Annotated in this window: 16 protein-coding genes, 2 rRNA genes and 3 pseudogenes; 13 read left to right on the top strand and 8 right to left on the bottom strand. The window is 64.9% G+C overall.

Annotated elements, in window-relative coordinates; all coding sequences use genetic code 11:
• The first annotated feature begins 219 nt into the window (after positions 1 to 219).
• Together ASD37_RS20240 and rrf are read left to right on the top strand one after the other, a co-directional pair.
• A 23S ribosomal RNA gene (locus ASD37_RS20240) occupies positions 220 to 3,357 on the top strand.
• A gap of 123 nt (positions 3,358 to 3,480) precedes the next feature.
• A 5S ribosomal RNA gene (gene rrf / locus ASD37_RS20235) occupies positions 3,481 to 3,593 on the top strand.
• A 164-nt stretch (positions 3,594 to 3,757) separates the two neighbouring features.
• On the opposite strand, the gene ASD37_RS20230 is transcribed toward rrf, so the two are convergent.
• The 3 genes from ASD37_RS20230 to ASD37_RS20220 all read right to left on the bottom strand — a co-directional run bounded on the left by ASD37_RS20230 (position 3,758) and on the right by ASD37_RS20220 (position 6,420).
• On the bottom strand, positions 3,758 to 4,261 hold the full coding sequence (locus ASD37_RS20230) for a methylated-DNA--[protein]-cysteine S-methyltransferase (protein ID WP_056555235.1): 504 nt from the start codon (positions 4,259 to 4,261) through the stop codon (positions 3,758 to 3,760).
• Entirely contained in the window at positions 4,261 to 5,760 is a 1,500-nt protein-coding gene (locus ASD37_RS20225; protein ID WP_056555231.1) for a DNA-3-methyladenine glycosylase 2 family protein, read from the bottom strand. The genes ASD37_RS20230 and ASD37_RS20225 overlap by 1 nt, the downstream gene beginning before the upstream one ends.
• 69 nt (positions 5,761 to 5,829) lie before the next feature.
• Positions 5,830 to 6,420: a TetR/AcrR family transcriptional regulator gene (locus ASD37_RS20220; RefSeq protein ID WP_056555582.1), complete on the bottom strand. Its 591-nt coding sequence runs from the start codon at positions 6,418 to 6,420 to the stop codon at positions 5,830 to 5,832.
• Positions 6,421 to 6,511: 91 nt separating this feature from the next.
• Between ASD37_RS20220 and ASD37_RS20215 the strand changes: the two genes are divergently transcribed.
• Together ASD37_RS20215 and ASD37_RS20210 are read left to right on the top strand one after the other, a co-directional pair.
• Positions 6,512 to 6,916 (top strand): nuclear transport factor 2 family protein, encoded by a 405-nt coding sequence (locus ASD37_RS20215; protein WP_082570271.1) that lies wholly within the window; start codon positions 6,512 to 6,514, stop codon positions 6,914 to 6,916.
• Between the two features lie 54 nt (positions 6,917 to 6,970).
• A complete protein-coding gene (locus ASD37_RS20210; RefSeq protein WP_056555225.1) occupies positions 6,971 to 7,732 on the top strand; it encodes a hypothetical protein in 762 nt (253 codons plus the stop codon).
• On the opposite strand, the gene ASD37_RS20205 is transcribed toward ASD37_RS20210, so the two are convergent.
• A complete protein-coding gene (locus tag ASD37_RS20205; protein WP_056555222.1) occupies positions 7,722 to 8,021 on the bottom strand; it encodes a hypothetical protein in 300 nt (99 codons plus the stop codon). The two genes, ASD37_RS20210 and ASD37_RS20205, sit on opposite strands and share 11 nt — an antisense overlap.
• An 87-nt stretch (positions 8,022 to 8,108) precedes the next feature.
• Complete coding sequence (locus tag ASD37_RS20200) at positions 8,109 to 9,713, bottom strand: adenylate/guanylate cyclase domain-containing protein (protein WP_056555219.1); 1,605 nt, start codon at positions 9,711 to 9,713, stop codon at positions 8,109 to 8,111.
• Between the two features lie 47 nt (positions 9,714 to 9,760).
• On the opposite strand from ASD37_RS20200, the gene nucS reads away from it, so the two are divergent.
• Both nucS and ASD37_RS20190 read left to right on the top strand, forming a co-directional pair.
• The gene (gene nucS, locus ASD37_RS20195) at positions 9,761 to 10,432 is read left to right on the top strand and encodes an endonuclease NucS (protein WP_056555216.1); all 672 of its coding nucleotides are present in this window, start codon (positions 9,761 to 9,763) and stop codon (positions 10,430 to 10,432) included.
• A gap of 17 nt (positions 10,433 to 10,449) precedes the next feature.
• On the top strand, positions 10,450 to 10,746 hold the full coding sequence (locus ASD37_RS20190) for a hypothetical protein (protein ID WP_056555213.1): 297 nt from the start codon (positions 10,450 to 10,452) through the stop codon (positions 10,744 to 10,746).
• A gap of 3 nt (positions 10,747 to 10,749) precedes the next feature.
• Here ASD37_RS20190 and mce read toward each other — a convergent pair whose 3' ends face one another.
• Complete coding sequence (gene mce / locus ASD37_RS20185; protein WP_056555208.1) at positions 10,750 to 11,223, bottom strand: methylmalonyl-CoA epimerase; 474 nt, start codon at positions 11,221 to 11,223, stop codon at positions 10,750 to 10,752.
• Between the two features lie 84 nt (positions 11,224 to 11,307).
• On the opposite strand from mce, the pseudogene ASD37_RS20180 reads away from it, so the two are divergent.
• The 5 genes and pseudogenes from ASD37_RS20180 to ASD37_RS20160 form a co-directional block, all read left to right on the top strand.
• Positions 11,308 to 11,469 (top strand): annotated as a pseudogene (locus tag ASD37_RS20180) (acetyl-CoA C-acyltransferase); the annotation flags it as partial.
• A 32-nt stretch (positions 11,470 to 11,501) separates the two neighbouring features.
• Positions 11,502 to 12,438, top strand: a pseudogene (locus tag ASD37_RS20175) (acetyl-CoA C-acyltransferase); the annotation flags it as partial.
• A gap of 1 nt (position 12,439) precedes the next feature.
• Positions 12,440 to 12,850 (top strand): annotated as a pseudogene (locus tag ASD37_RS20170) (acetyl-CoA C-acyltransferase); the annotation flags it as partial.
• A 56-nt stretch (positions 12,851 to 12,906) separates the two neighbouring features.
• The gene (locus ASD37_RS20165) at positions 12,907 to 13,314 is read left to right on the top strand and encodes a DUF3817 domain-containing protein (protein WP_156720980.1); all 408 of its coding nucleotides are present in this window, start codon (positions 12,907 to 12,909) and stop codon (positions 13,312 to 13,314) included.
• Positions 13,315 to 13,327: 13 nt separating this feature from the next.
• Positions 13,328 to 14,218 (top strand): tetratricopeptide repeat protein, encoded by an 891-nt coding sequence (locus ASD37_RS20160; protein ID WP_056555199.1) that lies wholly within the window; start codon positions 13,328 to 13,330, stop codon positions 14,216 to 14,218.
• Positions 14,219 to 14,307: 89 nt separating this feature from the next.
• Here the strand turns inward: ASD37_RS20160 and glgB are convergent, their stop codons facing one another.
• Both glgB and ASD37_RS20150 read right to left on the bottom strand, forming a co-directional pair.
• The gene (glgB, locus tag ASD37_RS20155; protein ID WP_056555198.1) at positions 14,308 to 16,515 is read right to left on the bottom strand and encodes a 1,4-alpha-glucan branching protein GlgB; all 2,208 of its coding nucleotides are present in this window, start codon (positions 16,513 to 16,515) and stop codon (positions 14,308 to 14,310) included.
• Between the two features lie 5 nt (positions 16,516 to 16,520).
• On the bottom strand, positions 16,521 to 18,611 hold the full coding sequence (locus ASD37_RS20150) for an alpha-1,4-glucan--maltose-1-phosphate maltosyltransferase (protein ID WP_156720979.1): 2,091 nt from the start codon (positions 18,609 to 18,611) through the stop codon (positions 16,521 to 16,523).
• Between the two features lie 159 nt (positions 18,612 to 18,770).
• Here ASD37_RS20150 and glgP point away from each other — a divergent pair, with 159 nt between their 5' ends.
• Together glgP and ASD37_RS20140 are read left to right on the top strand one after the other, a co-directional pair.
• Complete coding sequence (glgP, locus tag ASD37_RS20145) at positions 18,771 to 21,365, top strand: alpha-glucan family phosphorylase (RefSeq protein WP_056555196.1); 2,595 nt, start codon at positions 18,771 to 18,773, stop codon at positions 21,363 to 21,365.
• The gene (locus ASD37_RS20140; protein WP_056555195.1) at positions 21,362 to 22,210 is read left to right on the top strand and encodes a hypothetical protein; all 849 of its coding nucleotides are present in this window, start codon (positions 21,362 to 21,364) and stop codon (positions 22,208 to 22,210) included. Before glgP ends, ASD37_RS20140 begins: the two co-directional genes overlap by 4 nt.
• The last annotated feature ends 54 nt before the right edge of the window (positions 22,211 to 22,264 follow it).

Below are 22,264 nucleotides of genomic sequence, written 5' to 3'. Positions count from 1 at the left end.
CACCGTGTGTGGTGGGAGGCGTGTTGTTGCCCCAGGTTTTGGTGGTGGGGTGTGGTGTTTGATTCGTGGATAGTGGTTGCGAGCATCAACTCGCAGCAGTCGAGGTTCCTACCTTGGTCGTCGTGCCCTTTTGGGGGTGTGGTGGTCATTCGGGTGGGTTCGGAGGTGTTGTGGGTTGTTGTGGTGTAATTTCGATTTTTAACATAATTGGTTTTTGTGTTGTAAGTGTTTAAGGGCGCATGGTGGATGCCTTGGCATCAGAGGCCGATGAAGGACGTGGGAGGCTGCGATATGCCTCGGGGAGCTGCCAACCGAGCGTTGATCCGAGGATGTCCGAATGGGGGAACCCAGCACGAGTGATGTCGTGTTACCCGTATCTGAATTCATAGGGTGCGGGAGGTAACGCGGGGAAGTGAAACATCTCAGTACCCGTAGGAAGAGAAAACAATAGTGATTCCGTGAGTAGTGGCGAGCGAAAGCGGAGGATGGCTAAACCGTATGCATGTGATACCGGGTAGGGGTTGTGTGTGCGGGGTTGTGGGACCTTATTTTCTGGGGCTACCTCCCTGGAGGGCAGTTAGAAAGTGTCGTGGTTAGCGGAARTGGCTTGGGATGGCCTGCCGTAGACGGTGAGAGCCCGGTACGTGAAAACCCGACGCCTGCCTTGATTTGTGTTCCCGAGTAGCAGCGGGCCCGTGAAATCTGCTGTGAATCTGCCGAGACCACTCGGTAAGCCTGAATACCTTCTGATGACCGATAGCGGATTAGTACCGTGAGGGAATGGTGAAAAGTACCCCGGGAGGGGAGTGAAATAGTACCTGAAACCGTGTGCCTACAAGCCGTCAGAGCCTTCCCTTATGGGTGGGGTGATGGCGTGCCTTTTGAAGAATGAGCCTGCGAGTCAGGGACATGTCGCGAGGTTAACCCGTGTGGGGTAGCCGCAGCGAAAGCGAGTCTGAATAGGGCGTATCCRCACAACAGTGTGTGGTGTAGTGGYGTGTTCTGGACCCGAAGCGGAGTGATCTACCCATGGCCAGGTTGAAGCAGCAGTAAGATGTTGTGGAGGACCGAACCCACTTAGGTTGAAGACTGAGGGGATGAGTTGTGGGTAGGGGTGAAAGGCCAATCAAACTCCGTGATAGCTGGTTCTCCCCGAAATGCATTTAGGTGCAGCGTTGCATGGTTCTTACTGGAGGTAGAGCTACTGGATGGCCAATGGGCCCTACAAGGTTACTGACGTCAGCCAAACTCCGAATGCCGGTAAGTCAACAGTGTGGCAGTGAGACGGCGGGGGATAAGCTCCGTGCGTCGAGAGGGAAACAGCCCAGATCGCCGACTAAGGCCCCTAAGCGTGTGCTAAGTGGAAAAGGATGTGCAGTCGCGAAGACAACCAGGAGGTTGGCTTAGAAGCAGCCACCCTTGAAAGAGTGCGTAATAGCTCACTGGTCAAGTGATTGTGCGCCGATAATGTAGCGGGGCTCAAGCACACCGCCGAAGTCGCGGCAACGAGCAACTCCTTTGGGGGTTGACGTTGGGTAGGGGAGCGTCCTGCACGCCGGTGAAGCCACCTAGTGATGGTGTGGTGGAGGGTGTGGGAGTGAGAATGCAGGCATGAGTAGCGATAAGGCAAGTGAGAACCTTGCCCGCCGAAAGACCAAGGGTTCCTGGGCCAGGCCAGTCCGCCCAGGGTGAGTCGGGACCTAAGGCGAGGCCGACAGGCGTAGTCGATGGACAACGGGTTGATATTCCCGTACCCGTGTGTGCGCGCCCGTGATGAATCAGCGGTACTAACCGCCCAAAACTTCGATCACCGATCACCTTCGGGTGTGAGGGTTTGAAGGGCTGCGCGGGACCTTCGCTGGTAGTAGTCAAGCGACGGGGTGACGCAGGAAGGTAGCCATACCAGTCAGTGGTAATACTGGGGCAAGCCCGTAGGGAGAACGATAGGCAAATCCGTCGTTCACATATCCTGAGAGGTGATGCATAGCCGAGTGAGGCGAATTTGGTGATCCTATGCTGCCGAGAAAAGCCTCTAGCGAGCACACACACGGCCCGTACCCCAAACCGACACAGGTGGTCAGGTAGAGAATACCAAGGCGTACGAGTGAACTATGGTTAAGGAACTCGGCAAAATACCCCCGTAACTTCGGGAGAAGGGGGACCCCTTACTGTCATGGCACTTGCTGCCGGCAGCGGTGGGGGGTCGCAGAAACCAGTGAGAAGCGACTGTTTACTAAAAACACAGGTCCGTGCGAAGTCGCAAGACGATGTATACGGACTGACGCCTGCCCGGTGCTGGAAGGTTAAGAGGACCGGTTAACCCTTCGGGGTGAAGCTGAGAATTTAAGCCCCAGTAAACGGCGGTGGTAACTATAACCATCCTAAGGTAGCGAAATTCCTTGTCGGGTAAGTTCCGACCTGCACGAATGGCGTAACGACTTCTCAACTGTCTCAACCATAGACTCGGCGAAATTGCACTACGAGTAAAGATGCTCGTTACGCGCGGCAGGACGAAAAGACCCCGGGACCTTCACTACAACTTGGTATTGGAGTTCGTTACGGTTTGTGTAGGATAGGTGGGAGACTGTGAAACTCACACGCCAGTGTGGGTGGAGTCGTTGTTGAAATACCACTCTGATCGTATTGGGCTTCTAACTTCGAACCGTATATCCGGTTCAGGGACAGTGCCTGGTGGGTAGTTTAACTGGGGCGGTTGCCTCCAAAAAAGTAACGGAGGCGCCCAAAGGTTCCCTCAACCTGGACGGCAATCAGGTGTTGAGTGCAAGTGCACAAGGGAGCTTGACTGCGAGACGTACATGTCGAGCAGGGACGAAAGTCGGGACTAGTGATCCGGCACCCCCGAGTGGAAGGGGTGTCGCTCAACGGATAAAAGGTACCCCGGGGATAACAGGCTGATCTTCCCCAAGAGTCCATATCGACGGGATGGTTTGGCACCTCGATGTCGGCTCGTCGCATCCTGGGGCTGGAGCAGGTCCCAAGGGTTGGGCTGTTCGCCCATTAAAGCGGCACGCGAGCTGGGTTTAGAACGTCGTGAGACAGTTCGGTCTCTATCCGCCGCGCGCGTCAGAAACTTGAGGAAACCTGTCCCTAGTACGAGAGGACCGGGACGGACGAACCTCTGGTCTACCAGTTGTCACACCAGTGGCACGGCTGGATAGCTACGTTCGGACAGGATAACCGCTGAAAGCATCTAAGCGGGAAACCTCTTCCAAGACCAGGTTTCTCACCCTTTTAGAGGGATAAGGCCCCCCGCAGACCACGGGATCGATAGACCAGACCTAGAAGGCCAGTAATGGTTGCAGGGAACTGGCACTAACCGGCCGAAAACTTACACACACCCAAAAAGAGTCAATTGGGTTAACGAAGCGTGTAACACCACATTTGCACCATCTTGTTCATGAATCGAACAGACCACACCCCACCACCAAATAACACTGTGGGGCGTAAAATAAATAGAGTTACGGCGGCATTAGCGGTAGGGAAACGCCCGGTCCCATCCCGAACCCGGAAGCTAAGCCTACCAGCGCCAATGATACTGCCCTTTCGGGTGGAAAAGTAGGACACCGCCGAACACCCTTTAAGCCCTAAGGCCCCCAATAACATTGGGGGCCTTAGGCATTTCNCGCCAATGATACTGCCCTTTCGGGTGGAAAAGTAGGACACCGCCGAACACCCTTTAAGCCCTAAGGCCCCCAATAACATTGGGGGCCTTAGGCATTTCTATGGCAATTCGCTCTCAGTCGAATAGCGTCGCAACGGGAAACAGGCGATTGCGTTCCATTTCGAGTAATTGCTTCTTTTTATTCAATCCACCGCCATATCCGGTCAGGCTGCCATTGGCGCCGATCACACGATGGCACGGCACGATGATGCCAATCGGATTGTGGCCATTGGCCAATCCGACCGCCCGCGACGCGCCAGGCGATCCGATTTGAGCTGCAATTTGCCCATAGGACCGTGTTTCGCCGTACGGAATGCTGAGCAGCGCGGCCCACACCTTGCGTTGAAACTCCGTACCGATCAGATCGAGGTCTAGATCGAAGTCGAGACGTTCTCCGGCGAAGTACGCCTCCAGCTGTGCGATGGCGTCGCCGAAGTGTTCGTCGTGTACTTCCCAGCCGTCGTGGCTGGGCTCGTACGTCTGATCCACCATTCGTAGGTGTCGTAGCCGGCCGCCGCTACCGGCCAGCGTCAACATCCCCACGGGACTCTCCATCGTGCGGTAGTGCACTGTCTCCATCACTTGTCCTTCGCGGTCGTCTTGGGCGGCCAATAGTTGACGTCATGCTCGAGGGCCGTCCAGAGATGCTGGGTGGCATAGGCCCGCCACGGGCGCCAGCGGCCGCTGCGTTCCAAGAGCATCTTCGGGTCGGCGGGCAGTCCCAGCGCCTTGGCTGCGGCGAGAACGCCGAGATCAGTCACGGGGAAGGCATCGGGGTCGCCGAGGCCGCGCATCGCAATCACCTCCGCGGTCCAGGGACCGATGCCGGGCAGCGCCAGTAGCTGCTGGCGGGCCCGGTTCCAGTCACATCCCGGGTCGAGCACCACCGTCCCGTCTGCGAGCGCGCCAACGAGCGTCGTGAACGTCCGCTGCCGCGTCTTGGGGAAGGCGAGGTGCGTCGGGTCGATTGAGGCCAACTGTTCGACGCTCGGGAAGACGTGGGTGAGTCCGCCCTTGGCGTCGTCGATCGGGGTTCCGTAGGCCTGCGCCAGGCGTCCCGCGTGCGTGCGCGTGGCCTTCACCGAGATCTGTTGGCCGATGACCACCCGCAACGCCAGCTCCGATTCGTCGACCGTGCGGGGGATGCGCTGCCCTGGCGCCTTGGCGATCAACGCGGTCAGTTGGTCGTCCCCACTGAGTGCGTCCACGACGGCTTCGGGGTCGGCGTCGAGGTCGAGCAGCCTGCGGCATCTGGCGATGGCGGTCGACAAGTCCCGAAAGTCGTCGAGCGCCAGTTCGCAGTGCACGTGATCGGGGTGCGGGGTCAGGCTGACGACGCCGTTGCCCGCGACCAGACGCAGCGTTCGGCGATAGGCGCCGTCGCGCACCTCCTCGACCCCGTGGGCGCCGCTCGCTGCTAAGTGCCCGAACAGGCCCTCGTACGCGAAGGGCGTGCGCACCGGTAGGCGCAGGGTCACCACTCCAGATCCGGTGGGCCGTCCTGGACCGAATGTCGTCCCTGCCCGCTGGCGCAACGCCGTCGGTGTCAGTGCCGTCACGGCCATCACGGTCTCGTTGAACTGGCGGATGGAGGAGAAGCCGGACGCGAACGCGACGTCTCCGAACGGCAGGTCCGTCGTCTCGATCAGAACCCGGGCCGTCTGGGTGCGCTGGGCTCGCGCCAGGGCGAGGGGATTGGCGCCCACTTCCGCCTGCATCAACCGTTCGACCTGGCGGGTGGTGTAGCCGAGTCGCGCGGCCAGCCCCGTGACGCCGTCGCGGTCGACGGTGCCGTCGGCGATCAGTCGCATCGCCCGGGCCACCACGTCACCCCGGACGTTCCACTCGGGTGAGCCCGGCGAGGCATCCGGACGGCAGCGCTTACAGGCCCGGAATCCGGCTCGTTGCGCGGCTGCCGCAGTCGGGTGGAATCGCACGTTGTGGGCCAGCGGCGGACGCACGGGACAACTGGGTCGGCAATAGATGCCGGTCGTCAGAACGGCCGTGACGAACCAACCGTCGAACCGGGCGTCCTTGGACTGAACCGCCCGGTAGCAGCGGTCGAAGTCGTCGTACATACCTAGACAATTACACGCGGGCACCGACAGTACTGGCGGAAAAGCGACACGAGTGTCGGCGCGGGATGTCTACGCGTCACCGGGGTGGAGGACCCGGCCAACAAGAGTCCTCACCTTGCGTCGCAAGTCGTCTCGCGTCATGCCCTCGGCGGTGACGAGGTGGTCCACCAGATCGATGCGAGTCGCGGCGAGCAGGGCGTACGCGATCCAGGGTGCCTCGTCCTCGCCGATTACCTCGGTGAGCAGGCTGGTCAGCAACTTATGGGTCTCGACGTAACTCGGTGACGTGTACAGCGTTGCCGCGCCGTCTCTTTGGTCGCGTTCCAGGCTCATGGCCAACTTGCGGTTGTCCAGCTTGAAGTCGACGAGAGCGTCGAGCAGGGCCGGGATGCGCATGCGGGGATCCGCTCCGGGGCCCAGGGGCGGCGGGCCGTCGGCGATGGCTGCCCGCAGATCGGTCAGTCGGGCGTCGTAGACCGCGCGGATCAGGTTCGTGCGGTCGCCGAAGCGCCGGAACAGCGTCCCCTTGCCCACGCCGGCAGCCCGCGCGACCTCGTCCATCGAGACCGCACCGATTTCGGCGGCGTCGTCGAACAGACGTCCGGCGGCCTCGAGCACCGCCTGCCGGTTGCGCGCCGCGTCGGCACGTTCGATCACCACCCCAGCCTCCTTGCGCAATCGGACCGCCGGTCCGTATCGTTGGGGGACGAGCGGACTGTTAGTCCGAATAGTAGACGGCACGGAGGATGACATGACCGAACCCAGTCCTGGAGCAGTGTTCGCCGCGGCGACGGCCGCAATCATGAACGACGACGTCGACGGTTGGCTCGCGTACTGCCGAGATGACGTCGTGCTCGAATTCCCTTACGCCCCAACGGGTAGGCCGCGGCGGGTCGAGGGCAAGGCGGCCGTCGAGGACTATCTGCGAGCCGTTCCCGGGCAGGTGCAGTTCGAACGGATCACCCGTCAGAACGTCCATCAGACCGTCGACCCCGACACCGCGATCATCGAATGGTCGGTCAGCGGCCACATCAAGGCGACCGGTGCCCCCTACGAAATGTCCTACGTCGTCGTGCTGACCCTCGTGGACGGGCTCATGGCCGTGTATCGCGACTACTGGAATCCGATGACGCTGCTCGACGCAGCCCTTGCATAGGGAGTGGCGCACACGACGTTGGCCACCTGACGAGAAACGGGTAATGATCACCGTATGGCCCTGATTCCCATGCCTACCGCCGTGATCAACGACGCCGACGTGGCGTGCGCGTTGAGTCGAGCGGTCCGCGTCATCAACCCCGTGGTCGACCTGCTGTCCCGCGCCGACCCGTTCGGGTTGAAGGGCCGCAGCCACAGAATCGGGGACTCCGACGGCTCGGTCGACAGGGCCCTCGACGCGCTCGCGTGGGTGCTCAACACCGCCGACGTCCCCGGCACCCAGGCCTGGGCCGACATGACCCTCGACGACCGGGTCAACTGGTGGGTGCGCCGCGTGGGTGCCGTGGACAACGTCCTCGTCGCGTTCCCCGGAGTCCTCGGTGCGGTGGCCGACCGGTTGCCCATCCAGGACGCGCTCGGATTCGCCAACCAGGCAATCGTGTTGTGCGCCGTCGCGAGGGAGTACGGCATCGACGATCACGGACAACAGGTACGGCTGCTCGCGGCAGTGATGTGCGGGCGTGAGGTCGACGCCGACGACTACGTTGCCGACGCCAATGCCGCATCGGAGCCGGAGTCGTCACCGATGGACGGCACCCCGTTGGCCTTCCTGAAGCCGCTGTGGCGCGTGGCCGGCCAGCTGCGCGCGATCGGCGACGAACTGGGCAAGCGCTCACGGCCGCGACGGATCTTCCGATACCTGGGGATGCTGCCCGCGGTGGGCGCGGTCGCCGACTACTTCGGCGAATACGGGGCGCTGGTGCGGGCGGCGAAGGCCGGCCGCAAGTGGATCGAACGCCAGCCGGTCAGCGCGTGATGGGGCAGGAGACGTCGACGTAGATCGGGGTGGTCGTCGTCGGATCCGTGGTTGGGTCACCCGGGTTGTGAATCGACGTCACACTGCACGTCTCGAGCAGTGACGTGTCCCCGGCGGGTGCGCCGTTGACCATCACGCTGTATCCCTGTTCCTGAAGTTCGTCGATGACCGCGGCCGCCGATTCACTGTCGATGTCCGGATCGGCCGCGCTTGGGGCCGCCACGGCGATCGTCGCGATCCCGCCCACGATGGCCATCGTCGATGCGAGGACTCGCGTGAGCAACGGCATGGGCGTGGTCCTCTCGGCAGCCGGATCGTGCGTCCCACCAGTGGGAATGCCACGAGACTAACTGCTGAGCGTCGCCGTTCCCGGCTTCTACACCGGTACGGCGAGCCGCGTCGGTTCGTCGTGACCGCGCAGCGTCACCGTCTCGCCCAACGTCCACCTCGCGCCTTCGGCGTCGCCCGCCCGGGCAACGGTGTCCGACGAGGCGACGAGGTGTCCGTCGACCGTCTTGGACAGCTCGCACAGCCGGGCGGCCTCGTTGACCGGTTCCCCGATGACGGTGTACTCGAACCGATCCTTGGCGCCGACGTTGCCCGCCACCACCTGCCCCGCCGCCACCCCGATGCCCGCCTGACATTCGGGCACCTCGACGCGGAGGCGTTCGGCCATCGCGCGGGCGGCGGSGAGCGCCTCCTCCTCGGGGTTCTCCAAGGACACCGGCGCCCCGAACACCGCAAGCACGGCGTCGCCCTCGAACTTGTTGACCAAGCCGTGATGCCGGTCCACCTCGTCGACCACTACGGCGAAGAACCGGTTGAGCAGCTCGACCACCTCGACGGCAGGCCGGCTGGTCACCAGCTGCGTCGACCCGATGATGTCGACGAAGATGACCGCCGCCAGCCGTTCTTCGCCTCCGAGTTCCGGCTGCTGCTTCTCGGCGAGTGCGGCGACCTCACGGCCGACGTGCTGGCCGAACAGGGCACGCACCCGCTCCCGCTCGCGCAGCCCGGTGACCATCGAGTTGAAGCCCCGCTGCAGCTGACCGAGCTCGGTGCCGTCGAACACGACCAGGTTGGTCTCCAGATTGCCCTGCTCGACGCGGTTCAGAGCGGCACGCACGCCCCGCACCGGAGTCGCCGTCAGCCACGACAGGATCCACATCAGGACGAACCCGAAGATCAAAGCGAACAGCGCGAGAACCACGATGGCCCAGGCGAATTGGGTGGGCGTCTGATTCTTGAGCGTCAGGGAGAAGATGGCCGCGAGCAGGACGCCCAGCACGGGAACGCCCGACCCGAGCGCCCAGAACACCATGATGCGTCCCATCACTCCTGGCGCGAACCGGTGCGGGGGAGGGCCGACCTCGAGCGCCTGTGCTGCGACCGGACGCAGGGCGAATTCGGTGAACATGTAGCAGCTGGCCGAGACGACGATGCCCGGAAAGCTGATGCCCAACAACCACTTTGGAATGAACTGGGTGTCGTGCAGGCCGTACATCGTGGTGAGCATGACGGTCCCGATGCCCCAGAGGATCAGCAGCACGCGCGTCAGGCGCCACGGCGCGAAGAAGGTGTTGCGCTGATCGGCCTTGGTGGGTGGGCGCTCTTCGATGGCCCACCGGACGTTCTTCATCACCCGGTAGGTGGCCCAGAACGTCCCGACGATCAACGCGCCGAACAGGTAGACGGGAACCACGATGAAGGTGATCCACCGCACGTCCGCGGCGAAGACGTTGGGGGTGGGAAAGGCGACGGTGACGACGAGCGCCACGACCCCCATACCGATGATGTTCGCGATCACCACGAACGTCGTCAGGATGACCTGGATGCGGATGCGGCGACGAAGTTGGCTCTCCGAGACACGCCCGAGGACCCACGATCCGTATTCGGGTGTCGTGGACCCCCGCCCGCTCTGGCTGGTCAGCCTCTCCAGTACCCGGCCCAGCCGTTGCGCCGCGTTCTTCGTCTCCGTCATCGTGGCGTCAGCCTAGTGACCCGGACCCGGCCATCTATGGTGGTTCGGTGCGCCTCGTCATTGCCCAGTGCACCGTCGACTACGTCGGCCGTCTCACCGCCCATCTTCCGTCCGCGCGGCGGCTGCTGCTGTTCAAGTCGGACGGCTCGGTCAGCGTGCACGCCGACGACCGTGCCTACAAGCCGCTGAACTGGATGAGCCCGCCGTGCTGGCTCGTCGAGGAGAACGGCGGCGACAGTCCCGTCTGGGTGGTGGAGAACAAGGCGGGCGAGCAGCTTCGCATCACAGTCGAGGACGTCGAGCACGACTCCAGCCACGAACTGGGCGTCGACCCCGGATTGGTGAAGGACGGTGTCGAAGCCCATCTGCAGAAGCTGCTTGCCGAACACGTCGAGTTGCTGGGTGTCGGATACACGTTGGTCCGGCGGGAGTACATGACGGCGATCGGTCCGGTCGACCTGATGTGCCGCGACGAGCTGGGCCGCTCGGTGGCCGTCGAGATCAAGCGTCGCGGTGACATCGACGGCGTCGAGCAACTCACTCGCTATCTCACCCTGCTCAACCGCGACACGGTGATCGCGCCCGTCAGCGGTGTCTATGCCGCCCAGCAGATCAAGCCCCAGGCGCGCACGCTCGCCGTTGACCGCGGGATACGTTGTGTGACTTTGGATTACGATCAGATGCGCGGACTGGACAGCAACGAGTTCAGGTTGTTCTGACGCCGTAGGATGGTCGAATGGCCAAGCGGCGCACCCCACCTCGTCGGCAGCGTCCGTCGACTCCGTTTGCGCTGTCGCGCCGCGTGGAACTCGGGGCGGACGGACGTGACTACGACGTCAGGGCGGTCACCGCGTCGAGGGCCGTCAAGACCTATCGGTGCCCCGGCTGCGACCACGAGATCAGGCCAAGCGTCGCGCATGTGGTGGTGTGGCCCGCCGACAGCGGAGACGACGCCCTGGACGACCGGCGGCACTGGCACACGTCGTGCTGGGCCAATCGCGCCAACCGGGGGCCTACCCGGACCTGGTCGTAGCGGTCAGTGCGCTTCGGCGGCCGGTTCGACCAATTCGACCAGCACGCCACCGGAGTCCTTCGGGTGGATGAAGTTGATCCGTGAGTTTGCCGTACCGCGACGCGGCGTGTCGTAGATCAGCCTGAGGCCGTCGGCGCGCAACCGCTCGGACAGCGCGTCGAGGTCGCTGACGCGGTAGGCGAACTGCTGAAGACCCGGCCCGCGCTTGTCGATGAACTTTGCGATGGTCGACGTTTCGTCTATCGGAGCCATCAGCTGAACCTGGGTGCTGCCGCTCGGAGCGCCGCGCACGGTCAGCATCGCCTCGCGGATGCCCTGGTCGTCGTTGACCTCTTCGTGCAGCACGATCATCCCCAGGTGGTCGTGGTACCACTTGATCGCGACGTCGAGGTCGGGGACGGCGATGCCGACGTGGTCGACGGCCGTTACCAGTGCGCTGGCGAGGGCCGGACGTGTACCGACATGCTCCGTTGTCATTTAGTCACGGTAACCTTTATCCGATTGATTGCGTAAGTGTGATAGGCCACACAGTCCTGGATACGAAGCTCGTGGAGGTTGGACATGACGACATCGGTGATCGTTGCTGGAGCCCGCACGCCGGTTGGCAAGCTGATGGGTTCGCTAAAGGACTTCTCGGGCAGTGATCTTGGCGGTATTGCCATCGCCGGGGCCTTGGAGAAGGCCGGCGTCGACGCGTCGTTGGTCGAGTACGTGATCATGGGTNAACAGCGCGACCCAGCCGTCATGGCAAGCTGATGGGTTCGCTAAAGGACTTCTCGGGCAGTGATCTTGGCGGTATTGCCATCGCCGGGGCCTTGGAGAAGGCCGGCGTCGACGCGTCGTTGGTCGAGTACGTGATCATGGGTCAGGTGCTGACTGCCGGCGCAGGGCAGATGCCCGCCCGGCAGGCCTCGGTCGCCGGCGGTATCGGCTGGGACGTGCCGTCGTTGACGATCAACAAGATGTGCCTGTCCGGCATCGACGCCATCGCGTTGGCCGACCAGTTGATCCGCGCCGGTGAATTCGACGTCGTCGTCGCCGGCGGCCAGGAGTCGATGACCAAGGCGCCCCACCTGCTGATGGACAGCCGGTCCGGGTACAAGTACGGCGACGTGAAGGTGCTCGACAGCATGGCCTATGACGGCCTGCACGACGTCTTCACCGATCAGCCCATGGGTGCCCTGACCGAGCAGCGCAACGACGTCGACCAGTTCACCAGGGCCCAGCAGGACGAGTTGGCGGCGCGGTCGCACCAGCTCGCCGCCGCGGCGTGGAAGGACGGCGTCTACGCCGACGAGGTCGTGCCGGTGAAGATCCCGCAGCGCAAGGGCGACCCAATCGAGTTCACCGAGGACGAAGGCATCCGGGCCAACACGACGGCCGAGTCGTTGGCCGGGTTGAAGCCCGCCTTCCGCAAGGACGGCACCATCACCGCCGGTTCGGCGTCGCAGATCTCCGACGGCGCCTGCGCGGTCGTGGTGATGAACAAGGCCAAGGCGCAGGAACTGGGCTTGACGTGGCTGTGTGAGATCGGGGCGCACGGCGTGGTCGCCGGGCCCGATTCGACGCTGCAGAGCCAGCCGGCGAACGCCATCAAGAAGGCGATCGCCAAGGAGGGCATCACCGTCGAGCAGCTCGACGTCATCTTTACCGCGCCTGGCAACGGGAAGGGGACGGCCGCGGCTGCGGTGCNGTTGGTGATCCACATCTTGGTGCCGTTGAGCACCCAGTCACGTGGCTGTGTGAGATCGGGGCGCACGGCGTGGTCGCCGGGCCCGATTCGACGCTGCAGAGCCAGCCGGCGAACGCCATCAAGAAGGCGATCGCCAAGGAGGGCATCACCGTCGAGCAGCTCGACGTCATCGAGATCAACGAGGCGTTCGCGGCGGTCGCGCTCGCGTCGGCCAAGGAGCTCGGCATCGACGGCGAACGCGTCAACACCAGCGGCGGTGCCATCGCGATCGGTCACCCCATCGGAATGTCCGGGGCGCGGATCACGCTGCATGCCGCCCTCGAATTGGCCCGCCTGGGATCGGGTTACGCGGTCGCCGCCCTCTGCGGTGCAGGTGGACAGGGTGACGCCCTGGTCCTGCGTCGCCCCTGAGAACGAACTCAGCCGACAACGACGCAGCGTAGTAGCCAGCGGCGCGGTCAGGCACAATGGCGTCCATGAGTAGCACCATCGACCGCCACCGGACCGCGGGCTGGTTCCGAATCATCGCCTTCGCCGAAGCCGTCACCTGGGTGGGACTGCTGACCGGCATGTACTTCAAGTACGTGGGAACGCCGCGAACCGAGATCGGCGTGAAGATCTTCGGCATGGCGCACGGGCTGGTCTTCATCGCCTTCGTGCTGGCCGCGGTGCTGGTCGGACTGGCGTTCAAGTGGTCGGTTGCGACGTGGTTGCTGGCGTTGCTGGGGAGCATCGTGCCGCTTGGCAGTGTGATCTTCCTCATGTGGGCCGAACGCACGGGCCGGACGGCTCCGCGCGGAGCTCAGGAGCGAAGTGACCGGGGACATGGAGCAGGCACCGCCGTGGCCGCTCCGTCCGTCCCCGAAACGACGTGACAAACTTGTTCGTGTGACTCGTCCACGACCTTCCGTCGGCCCCGCGTTGGCGGGTGCGTTCGATCTATCGGCACTCAAGCAGCCGCCACCGTCACGGGACGCCCCGGCGGGCCCCCCGCCAGACGGTCTCGACATCACCGAGGCGAACCTCGAAACCGAGGTGCTCGCCCGGTCCAATCAGATACCCGTCGTCGTCCTGCTGTGGACACCCCGCAGCGACGCCAGCGTCCAGCTCGGCGACCTGCTGGCCGCCCTGGCGAAGAAGGACGGCGGCACGTGGGCACTCGCGACTGTCAACGTCGACACCACGCCCCGGGTCGCCCAGGTCTTCGGCGTGCAGGCCGTGCCGACCGTCGTCGCCGTCGCCGGCGGTCAGCCGATCTCGAGCTTCGAGGGCGTACAGCCTCCCGAGCAGCTGCGGCGGTGGATCGACTCACTGCTGAGCGCCACGGCCGGCAAGCTCGAGGGTGGCGAGGCGGGGGACGCCGAAGAGGTCGACCCGGAGCTCGAGCGGGCGCGATCGCTGTGGGACGAAGCCGAATTCGACGAGGCTCTCGCCGCGTACCAAGCGATTCTCGACGCCAAGCCGAACCACGCGGAGGCCAAGGATGCACTGCGGCAGATCGCGTTCCTCAAGCGGGCGACGGCTCAGCCGGAGAACGCGGTCGCGACCGCCGACGCCGGTCCCACCGATGTCGAGGCGGCCTTTGCGGCGGCTGACGTCGAGGTGACTCAGGACTTGGTCGTCGAGGCGTTCGAGCGGCTCATCGCGCTGGTGCGGCGCACCGCGGGCGACGAGCGCACGGCGGTCCGCACCCGGTTGGTCGAGCTGTTCGAGCTGTTCCCGCAGGACGACCCGAGGGTCATCGCGGGTCGGCGGAACCTGGCCAACGCCCTCTACTGACGTCCCCCCGCCATCGAGTGTGCTGGGAGATCGCGATTCCGGTGTGAATCGCGATCCCACAGCACACTCGATGCGTGTGAGGGTGGGGGTTAGACCGGCTCGAACCAGAGCGCGGAGAGCGGCGGCAACACCATCTCCGCCGAGGCCGGGCGACCGTGCCACGGATCCGCCGTGGCCTCGACGGCCCCGAAGTTGCCTGCGCCAGCACCGTTGTAGATGGTCGCGTCGGTGTTGAGCACCTCGCGCCACGTCCCCGTGTGCGGCAACCCCAGCCGGTACGAGCCGTGTTCGGCACCCGAGAAGTTGAACACGCACGCCAACATCGAGCCGTCGTCACCGAAGCGCATGAAGCTCAGCACGTTGTTGGCCGAGTCGTTGGCGTCGATCCACGAGTAGCCCTCGGGGCTGGAATCGCGGGAGAACAGCGCGCGACGGGTCTTGTAGATCTCGTTCGCATCGGCGGTGAACCGCTTGATGCCACCGGAGAAACCCTGCTCGTCGAGCTGGAACCAGTCGACGCCGCGCTCTTCGGACCACTCCGCGCGCTGACCGAATTCCTGGCCCATGAACAGCAACTGCTTGCCGGGGTGGGCCCACTGGTAGGCCAGCAGGCTGCGGACGCCGGCGGCCTTCATGTGGTCGTTGCCCGGCATCCGGCCCCACAGCGTGCCCTTGCCGTGCACGACCTCGTCGTGGCTGATCGGCAGGACGAAGTTCTCGCTGAAGGCATACAGCAGCGAGAATGTCAGCTCGTGATGGTGGAAGCTGCGGTGGATCGGATCACGCTGCATGAAGGCCAGCGTGTCGTTCATCCAGCCCATGTTCCACTTCATCGAAAAGCCAAGTCCGCCAAGGTTCGTCGGACGGGTGACACCTGGCCACGACGTCGACTCCTCGGCGATGGTGACGATGCCGGGGGTGGCCTTGTGCACCGTCGCGTTCATCTCCTGCAGGAACTGCACGGCCTCGAGGTTCTCCCGGCCGCCGTAGATGTTCGGCGTCCAGCCGCCCTCGGGCCGCGAGTAGTCGAGGTAGAGCATGGACGCCACGGCGTCCACCCGCAGGCCGTCGATGTGGTACTCCTGCAACCAATACAGCGCATTGGCCACCAGGAAGTTACGCACCTCGGCGCGACCGAAGTCGAAGACGTATGTGCCCCAGTCGAGTTGCTCGCCACGGCGGGGATCGGAGTGCTCGTAGAGGGCCGTCCCGTCGAACCGTCCCAGCGCCCACGCGTCCTTCGGGAAGTGCGCGGGCACCCAGTCGACGATCACGCCGATGCCGGCCCGATGCAGTCGGTCGACCAGGAACCGGAATTCGTCCGGCGTTCCCAACCGCGACGTCGGCGCGTAGTACGACGTGACCTGGTAGCCCCAGGATCCGCCGAACGGGTGCTCGGCCACGGGAAGCAACTCCACGTGGGTGAAGCCCTGCTCCACGACGTACTCGGTCAACTGGTCGGCGAGTTCGAGGTAGCTCAGGCCCGGACGCCACGACATCAGGTGCACCTCAAGGGTGCTCATCGGTTCGAAGACCGGGTTCTTGATGGCCCGCTCGGCCATCCAGTCGTCGTCTTCCCACGTGTATTCGCTCTTGGTGACCCGCGAGGCGCGCAGCGGCGGAACCTCGGTGGCAAACGCCATCGGGTCGGCGCGCTCAGTGGTGACGCCGTCGGCGCCGTGCACGCGGAACTTGTACAGGCCGTCGGCCGGGAAGTCGGGCCAGAAGAGTTCCCACACCCCGGAGGATCCCAGCGTCCGCATGGGCGCGTCGTTACCGCTCCAGTGGTTGAAGTCACCGATCAGGCTGACGCCCTTGGCATTTGGTGCCCACACGGCGAAGGAGACGCCGCTGACGGGACCGTCGGCCGTGCTGTACGTCCGCGGGTGGGCGCCCAGCGCCTCCCACAGCCGCTCGTGGCGACCCTCGGAGAACAGGTGCATGTCGATCTCGCCAAGGGTGGGCAGGAAGCGGTAGGGGTCGGCCACCGTGTGGACGTGCGGGTCGTCGTCGCCGTTGGGATAGCTGACCTGCAGTCGGTAATCGATCAGCCCGGTGAACGGCAGGACGACGGCGAACAGAGCGTCCTCGACGTGGGAGAAGGTGTAGCGCTCCTTGCCGATGAGGGCGACGACCTCGAGTGCGTTCGGCCGCAACACCCGGATGACGGTGTGGTCCTCGTATTCGTGCGCGCCGAGGATCGAATGCGGGTCGTGGTGGGTGCCCCACAGCAGGCGGGACAACTCCGTCGGGTCGGGCCGCAGGTTCTTGGTGGTGATGTCGTTGGTACTTGTCATGTGAATCAATCCCTCCGCAGCAGCTCGAGCCGCTTGTCGGTTGGTATGTGCGGCATGTTCAGGATGTGGGCGACGGAACGTCCAGGCTCGAGACGTACGTAATTGGCCTGGCCCCACTGGTATTCGTCGCCGGTGATCTCGTCGCGCACCCAGAAGCGGTCGTAGTCGGCCATTCCCAGGGCCGCCATGTCGAGCCGGATGGTGCCCTCTTCCGGGCCAAATGCGTTGAGCGTCACCACCACCAGCACGCAGTCGCCGCTGATGGGATCGAACTTGCTGTACGCGAGCAGCGCATCGTTGTCGATCTCGTGGAACGTGATGGTGCGCAGCTCGGTGAGGGCGGGGTGCACCTTCCGAATCTCGTTGAGCCGCGTCAGGAACGGTTCGAGCGAGTTGCCCGATGCGAGTGCACCGTCGAAGTCCCGCGGCCGCAGCTCGTACTTCTCCGAATCCAGGTATTCCTCACTGCCCTCGCGGACGGCCTGGCCCTCGAACAGTTCGTACCCGGAGTACACACCCCAGGTGGGGCTCATCGTCGCGGCCATCGCCGCGCGGATCGCGAACATGCCGGGGCCGCCGTACTGCAGGATCTCGTGCAGGATGTCCGGGGTGTTGACCCACAGACTCTGGCGTGCGTAGTCGGCGTGTTCGGCGATCTGCTCACCGAATTCGGTCAGCTCCCACTTGGCCGTTCGCCACGTGAAGTACGTGTACGACTGCGTGTAGCCGAGTTTGGCCAAACCGAACAACCGTGCCGGACGGGTGAACGCCTCGGCGAGGAACAGCACGTCCGGGTCGTCGTTCTTGACTTCACCGATGAGCCACGCCCAGAAGTTCGGCGGCTTGGTGTGCGGGTTGTCGACCCGAAACACCTTGACGCCGTGCGACACCCAGAACCGGACGACGCGAAGGACCTCGGCGTAGATGCCTGCCGGGTCGTTGTCGAAGTTGATCGGATAGATGTCCTGGTACTTCTTTGGCGGATTCTCGGCGTAGGCGATCGTCCCGTCGGGCAGGACGGTGAACCACTCGGGGTGGTCCTTGGCCCACGGATGATCCGGGGCGCACTGCAGGGCCAAGTCGAGTGCCACCTCGAGACCCTGATTGCGTGCCTCGGCCACGAAGTCGTCGAAGTCCTCGATGGTGCCGAGGCCGGGGTGCACCGCGTCGTGCCCACCCTCGTCGCTGCCGATCGCCCACGGCGAGCCGACGTCGTCGGGCGCGGCGGTGACACTGTTGTTGCGACCCTTGCGGTGCACCTTGCCGATCGGGTGGATCGGCGGCAGGTACACGATGTCGAAGCCCATCCGCGCGATGCGGGGCAGCGTCTTGCTGGCGGTCGCGAACGTGCCGTGTACGGGCTTGCCGTCGCCGTCCCAGCCGCCCGTCGAACGCGGGAAGATCTCGTACCAGGCGCTGAACCGGGCCAGCGGACGATCCACCCACACGCCGTACTGCTCACCGCGGGTGATCAGCTCGCGCAACGGATAGTCGTGCAGCAGCCTCTCCACCTCGGGTGCGAGGGCCGCCCCCGCTCGCGTGTACGGGTCGCCGGGGGTGCGCAGGTTCTTCGCGGCCTCCAGCAGCGGGTAGCGGTCCTGCCTCGGCACTCCGGTGGACGCGCGTTCGAACAACTGCGCTCCGATGAGCAGGTCGTTGTTCAATTCGGCCTCACCCTGGCCGGCGTTCAGTTTGGCGGTGACGTTCTTGCGCCACGTCGCGATGGGATCGCCCCATCCGTCCACGCGGTAGGTCCACAGCCCGACGGCGTCGGGGGAGAACTGTCCGTGGAAGGTGTCGGGCTCGTCGCCGGGCTCCATCGGCAGCCGCTGGGGCTTGATGCGCTGTGAGCCACCGACGACTTCCTCGATGGGCACAGCTTCGACGTGCGAGTTCGCCAGGCCCTGGGGGGCCGCGGCGAGCTGTGGGTAGGTCTTTCCGTGGTACCGCACCACCAACGTCGCCGACACGGCGTCGTGGCCCTCTCGCCACACCACCGCTTTGATCGGCATTACCTCACCGACCACGGCCTTGGCCGGATAGCGGCCGTTGGAAACTACCGGTGCGACGTCGTCGATCTCGATTCGACCGGCCACCACTGCTCCTTACGCCCGCGGTCCGGCCGCGAGCTGTCATCTGCTTGATTACCTTGTCGCGCTCTATACCCACCGTAGTGTCCGACTGAACCCCATGTGCCGGATGGACCGATCGAGGTGACCTTGAACGGGGTGCTGCGGTGGGTAGGGTGAATCCGCGTGAAGGCACTCCGTAGATTCACCGTTCGCGCCCATCTTCCGGAACGTCTTGCGGCGCTTGAGCGACTGTCGGTCAACCTGCGCTGGTCATGGGACAAGCCGACGCAAGAACTGTTCGCCACAATCGATTCCGGCCTGTGGGAGCAATTCGGACAAGACCCGGTGGCGGTGCTTGGGGGAGTCAGCCCGCAGCGCCTCGACGAGCTTGCTGGCGACGAGGCGTTCCTCGAACGGCTCGACCATCTGGCGGCCGAATTGGACACCTACCTGACCCGTCCGATGTGGTACCAGGAACGAGAGTCGGCGGGCGTTCGGTTGCCACGGGGAATCGCCTACTTCTCGATGGAATTCGGGGTCGCGGAAGTGCTGCCGAACTATTCGGGCGGCCTCGGCATCCTGGCGGGTGACCATCTGAAGTCCGCGTCCGACCTGGGGCTGCCGCTCATCGCGGTGGGCCTGTACTACCGATCGGGATATTTTCGCCAATCGTTGACGGCCGACGGTTGGCAGCGCGAGGACTACCCGTCGTTGGATCCGCAGGGGTTGCCGCTGCGCCTGCTCACCGACGCGTCGGGCGATCCGGTGCTGGTGAGCCTGGCGATGCCCGACGGCGGACAGTTGAACGCTCGCGTGTGGATCGCGCAGGTCGGTCGAATTCCCTTGCTGCTCTTGGATTCCGACATTCCGGAGACCGAGCACGAGCTGCGCTCGGTGACCGACCGGCTCTACGGCGGCGACCAGGAACACCGCATCAAGCAGGAGTTGCTCGCCGGCATCGGCGGGGTGCGGGCGATTCGCGCGTTCACCGCTGTCGAGGGGCTGCCTGAGCCGCAGGTCTTCCACATGAACGAGGGGCACGCCGGGTTCCTGGGCGTCGAGCGAATTCGTGAGCTGGTCACCGACGGTGAGCTCGATTTCGACACCGCGTTGGCCGTGGTGCGCTCCAGCACGGTGTTCACCACCCACACCCCCGTGCCCGCGGGCATCGACCGCTTCCCGGTGGAGATGGTCGAGCGGTACTTCGGCGCGTCGGAGGCTGGCTCCGAGCTGGTGCCCGGCGTGCCGCTGGACCGCATCGTGGCGTTCGGCGAGGAGGACGACCCGGCGAAGTTCAACATGGCCCACATGGGGCTGCGGTTGGCCCAGCGCGCCAACGGGGTGTCGCTGCTGCACGGCAAGGTCAGCCGCGGCATGTTCAACGACCTGTGGCCGGGCTTCGACCAAGACGAGGTGCCGATCGGATCGATCACCAACGGAGTGCACGCCCCGACGTGGGCGGCACCCCAATGGGTCGAGCTGGCCCGTGAATTGATCGGCAGTGAGGATCTCAGCTCGCTGAGCGAGGCCGACAACTGGAAGCGGCTGCAGCAGGTCGACACGGGCCACCTGTGGTGGATTCGGTCTCAGCTGCGCGGGTTGCTGGTCGACGACGTGCGCCGTCGCCTGCGGCGCTCCTGGTTGGAGCGTGGCGCGTCGGAGGCCGAACTCGGTTGGATCGCGGACGCCTTCGACCCCAACGTGCTGACCGTCGGCTTTGCCCGACGGGTGCCGACGTACAAGCGGCTGACACTGATGCTGCGGGACCCCGAGCGGCTCGAGAGGCTGCTGCTCGACGAGGAACGACCGGTGCAGCTGATCGTGGCGGGCAAGTCCCACCCCGCCGACGACGGTGGCAAGGCGCTGATCCAGGAGATCGTCCGGTTCGCCGATCGGCCCGAGGTGCGGCACCGGATCGCGTTCCTGCCCGACTACGACATGTCGATGGCGCGGTTCCTCTACTGGGGTTGCGACGTGTGGCTGAACAATCCGCTGCGGCCGTTGGAGGCGTGCGGCACGTCGGGGATGAAGAGCGCCTTGAACGGCGGGCTCAACCTGTCGATTCGCGACGGGTGGTGGGACGAGTGGTACGACGGCGAAAACGGTTGGGAGATAGCGACTGCCGACGGTCTGGCCGACGAGTCGCGCCGCGACGATCTGGAGGCGTCGTCGCTCTACGACCTGCTGGAGAAGTCGGTCACCACGAAGTTCTACGAGCGCGACGAGCACGACGTGCCGCGGCGGTGGATGGAGATGGTGCGTCACACGCTGCAGGTGCTCGGTCCGAAGGTGCTGGCGTCACGGATGGTGCGCGACTACACCGAGAAGTACTACGCGCCGGCGGCGGCGTCGCTGCACCGCACGATCGAGGAGGTCGACGGCGTGCCGTTCGGCGCGGCCCGTGACCTCGCGGCGTTCTGCGAACGGGCGCGTGGCAGCTGGCCGAACGTCCGCATCACCGACGTCGACGGTTACGGGTTGCCCGACACCCCGTTGCTCGGGTCCGAGCTCACGTTGACCGCCACGGTGCACCTCGACGACCTGAAGCCCGACGAGGTGGTGGTGGAGGCGATCGTCGGCCGGGTGGACACGGCCGACGTGCTGGTCGACCCCCTCGTCGTGCCGATGACGCACACGGGTTCGGCCGACGGCAACGACGTCTTCTCCAGCACGACTCCGCTGCCCGTGGCGGGCCGGGTCGGGTACACCGTTCGGGTGTTGCCGCACCACCGGCTGCTTGCCGCGGACGACGAGCTCGGTCTCGTCACGCTCGCATGAGTCGCATCTTCGAAGTCGCCGTCGACGGCGGGCCGTATGCGCTGGCGGCCGGCTCAGACGGCGCGATGTGGGTGACGCTGGTGCACCGCGGCGCCATCGCCCGGGTCGGGGCGGACGGTTCGCTCGAGGTGTATCCGGTGGCAGAGGGCAGCAAGCCGTCGATCATCACCGCCGGGCACGACGGCGCCCTGTGGTTCACCCGGGCCGGCGATGACCGGATCGGGCGAATCTCCACCGACGGCCACCTCGCGTCCTACGAATTACGAAGCGGCAGTGAGCCGTACGGCATCACGGCCGGCCCAGACGGGGCGCTGTGGTTCACGGCGACCGGCACCGGCGTCGTCGGTCGGATCGACGTCGACGGCGAAGTGAGCGAGGAGGCCGTCCCCGGCGGCATGCCGTCGACGATCACCACCGGACCGGACAACGCGCTCTGGTTCACGCTGAACCGGGCCAACGCCATCGGTCGCCTCGACCGCGGCGAGGTCACGGTGCGCAAGTTGCCGACGCCCAACGCGGGTCCGGTGGGCATCACGCGGACCCATGACGACGCCGTGTGGTTCACCGCTGTCCTCGCCGACAAGGTGGGACGCATCCCGATGAACGAGGCGATGCAGGAACTGGACCTGCCCGGCAAGCCGCACGCCGTGGTCGCCGATCCGTCCGGCGGGGTGTGGGTCAGCCTGTGGGGTGCCGATCAGGTCGCGCATCTGAGCGCCGACGGCGAGGTCGACACCATCGATCTGCCCGCGGGCAGCGAGCCGCACGGCTTGGCCATCGGTCCCGACGGAGCGCTGTGGGTGGCGCTGGAGGCGGGTTTCGTGATGCGCCTGCCCACCGCCTAGCGCGACTCGGGCGCGTTCATCCGCGCCCACCGCGGATGAACGCGCCGAAATCGC

The organism is Mycobacterium sp. Root135, assembly GCF_001426545.1.
Taxonomy (GTDB): domain Bacteria; phylum Actinomycetota; class Actinomycetes; order Mycobacteriales; family Mycobacteriaceae; genus Mycobacterium.
This window is presented reverse-complemented; position numbering and strand designations above follow the sequence as displayed.

Excerpts from the sequence above, each read along its gene's own strand:
- ASD37_RS20205 (WP_056555222.1), bottom strand. The coding sequence starts at position 8,021 with ATGCCGTTGCTCACGCGAGTCCTCGCATCGACGATGGCCATCGTGGGC.
- ASD37_RS20190 (WP_056555213.1), top strand. The coding sequence starts at position 10,450 with ATGGCCAAGCGGCGCACCCCACCTCGTCGGCAGCGTCCGTCGACTCCG.
- ASD37_RS20165 (WP_156720980.1), top strand. The coding sequence starts at position 12,907 with ATGGCGTCCATGAGTAGCACCATCGACCGCCACCGGACCGCGGGCTGG.
- ASD37_RS20210 (WP_056555225.1), top strand. The coding sequence starts at position 6,971 with ATGGCCCTGATTCCCATGCCTACCGCCGTGATCAACGACGCCGACGTG.
- ASD37_RS20225 (WP_056555231.1), bottom strand. The coding sequence starts at position 5,760 with ATGTACGACGACTTCGACCGCTGCTACCGGGCGGTTCAGTCCAAGGAC.
- ASD37_RS20230 (WP_056555235.1), bottom strand. The coding sequence starts at position 4,261 with ATGGAGACAGTGCACTACCGCACGATGGAGAGTCCCGTGGGGATGTTG.
- mce (WP_056555208.1), bottom strand. The coding sequence starts at position 11,223 with ATGACAACGGAGCATGTCGGTACACGTCCGGCCCTCGCCAGCGCACTG.
- glgB (WP_056555198.1), bottom strand. The coding sequence starts at position 16,515 with ATGACAAGTACCAACGACATCACCACCAAGAACCTGCGGCCCGACCCG.
- ASD37_RS20215 (WP_082570271.1), top strand. The coding sequence starts at position 6,512 with ATGACCGAACCCAGTCCTGGAGCAGTGTTCGCCGCGGCGACGGCCGCA.
- ASD37_RS20140 (WP_056555195.1), top strand. The coding sequence starts at position 21,362 with ATGAGTCGCATCTTCGAAGTCGCCGTCGACGGCGGGCCGTATGCGCTG.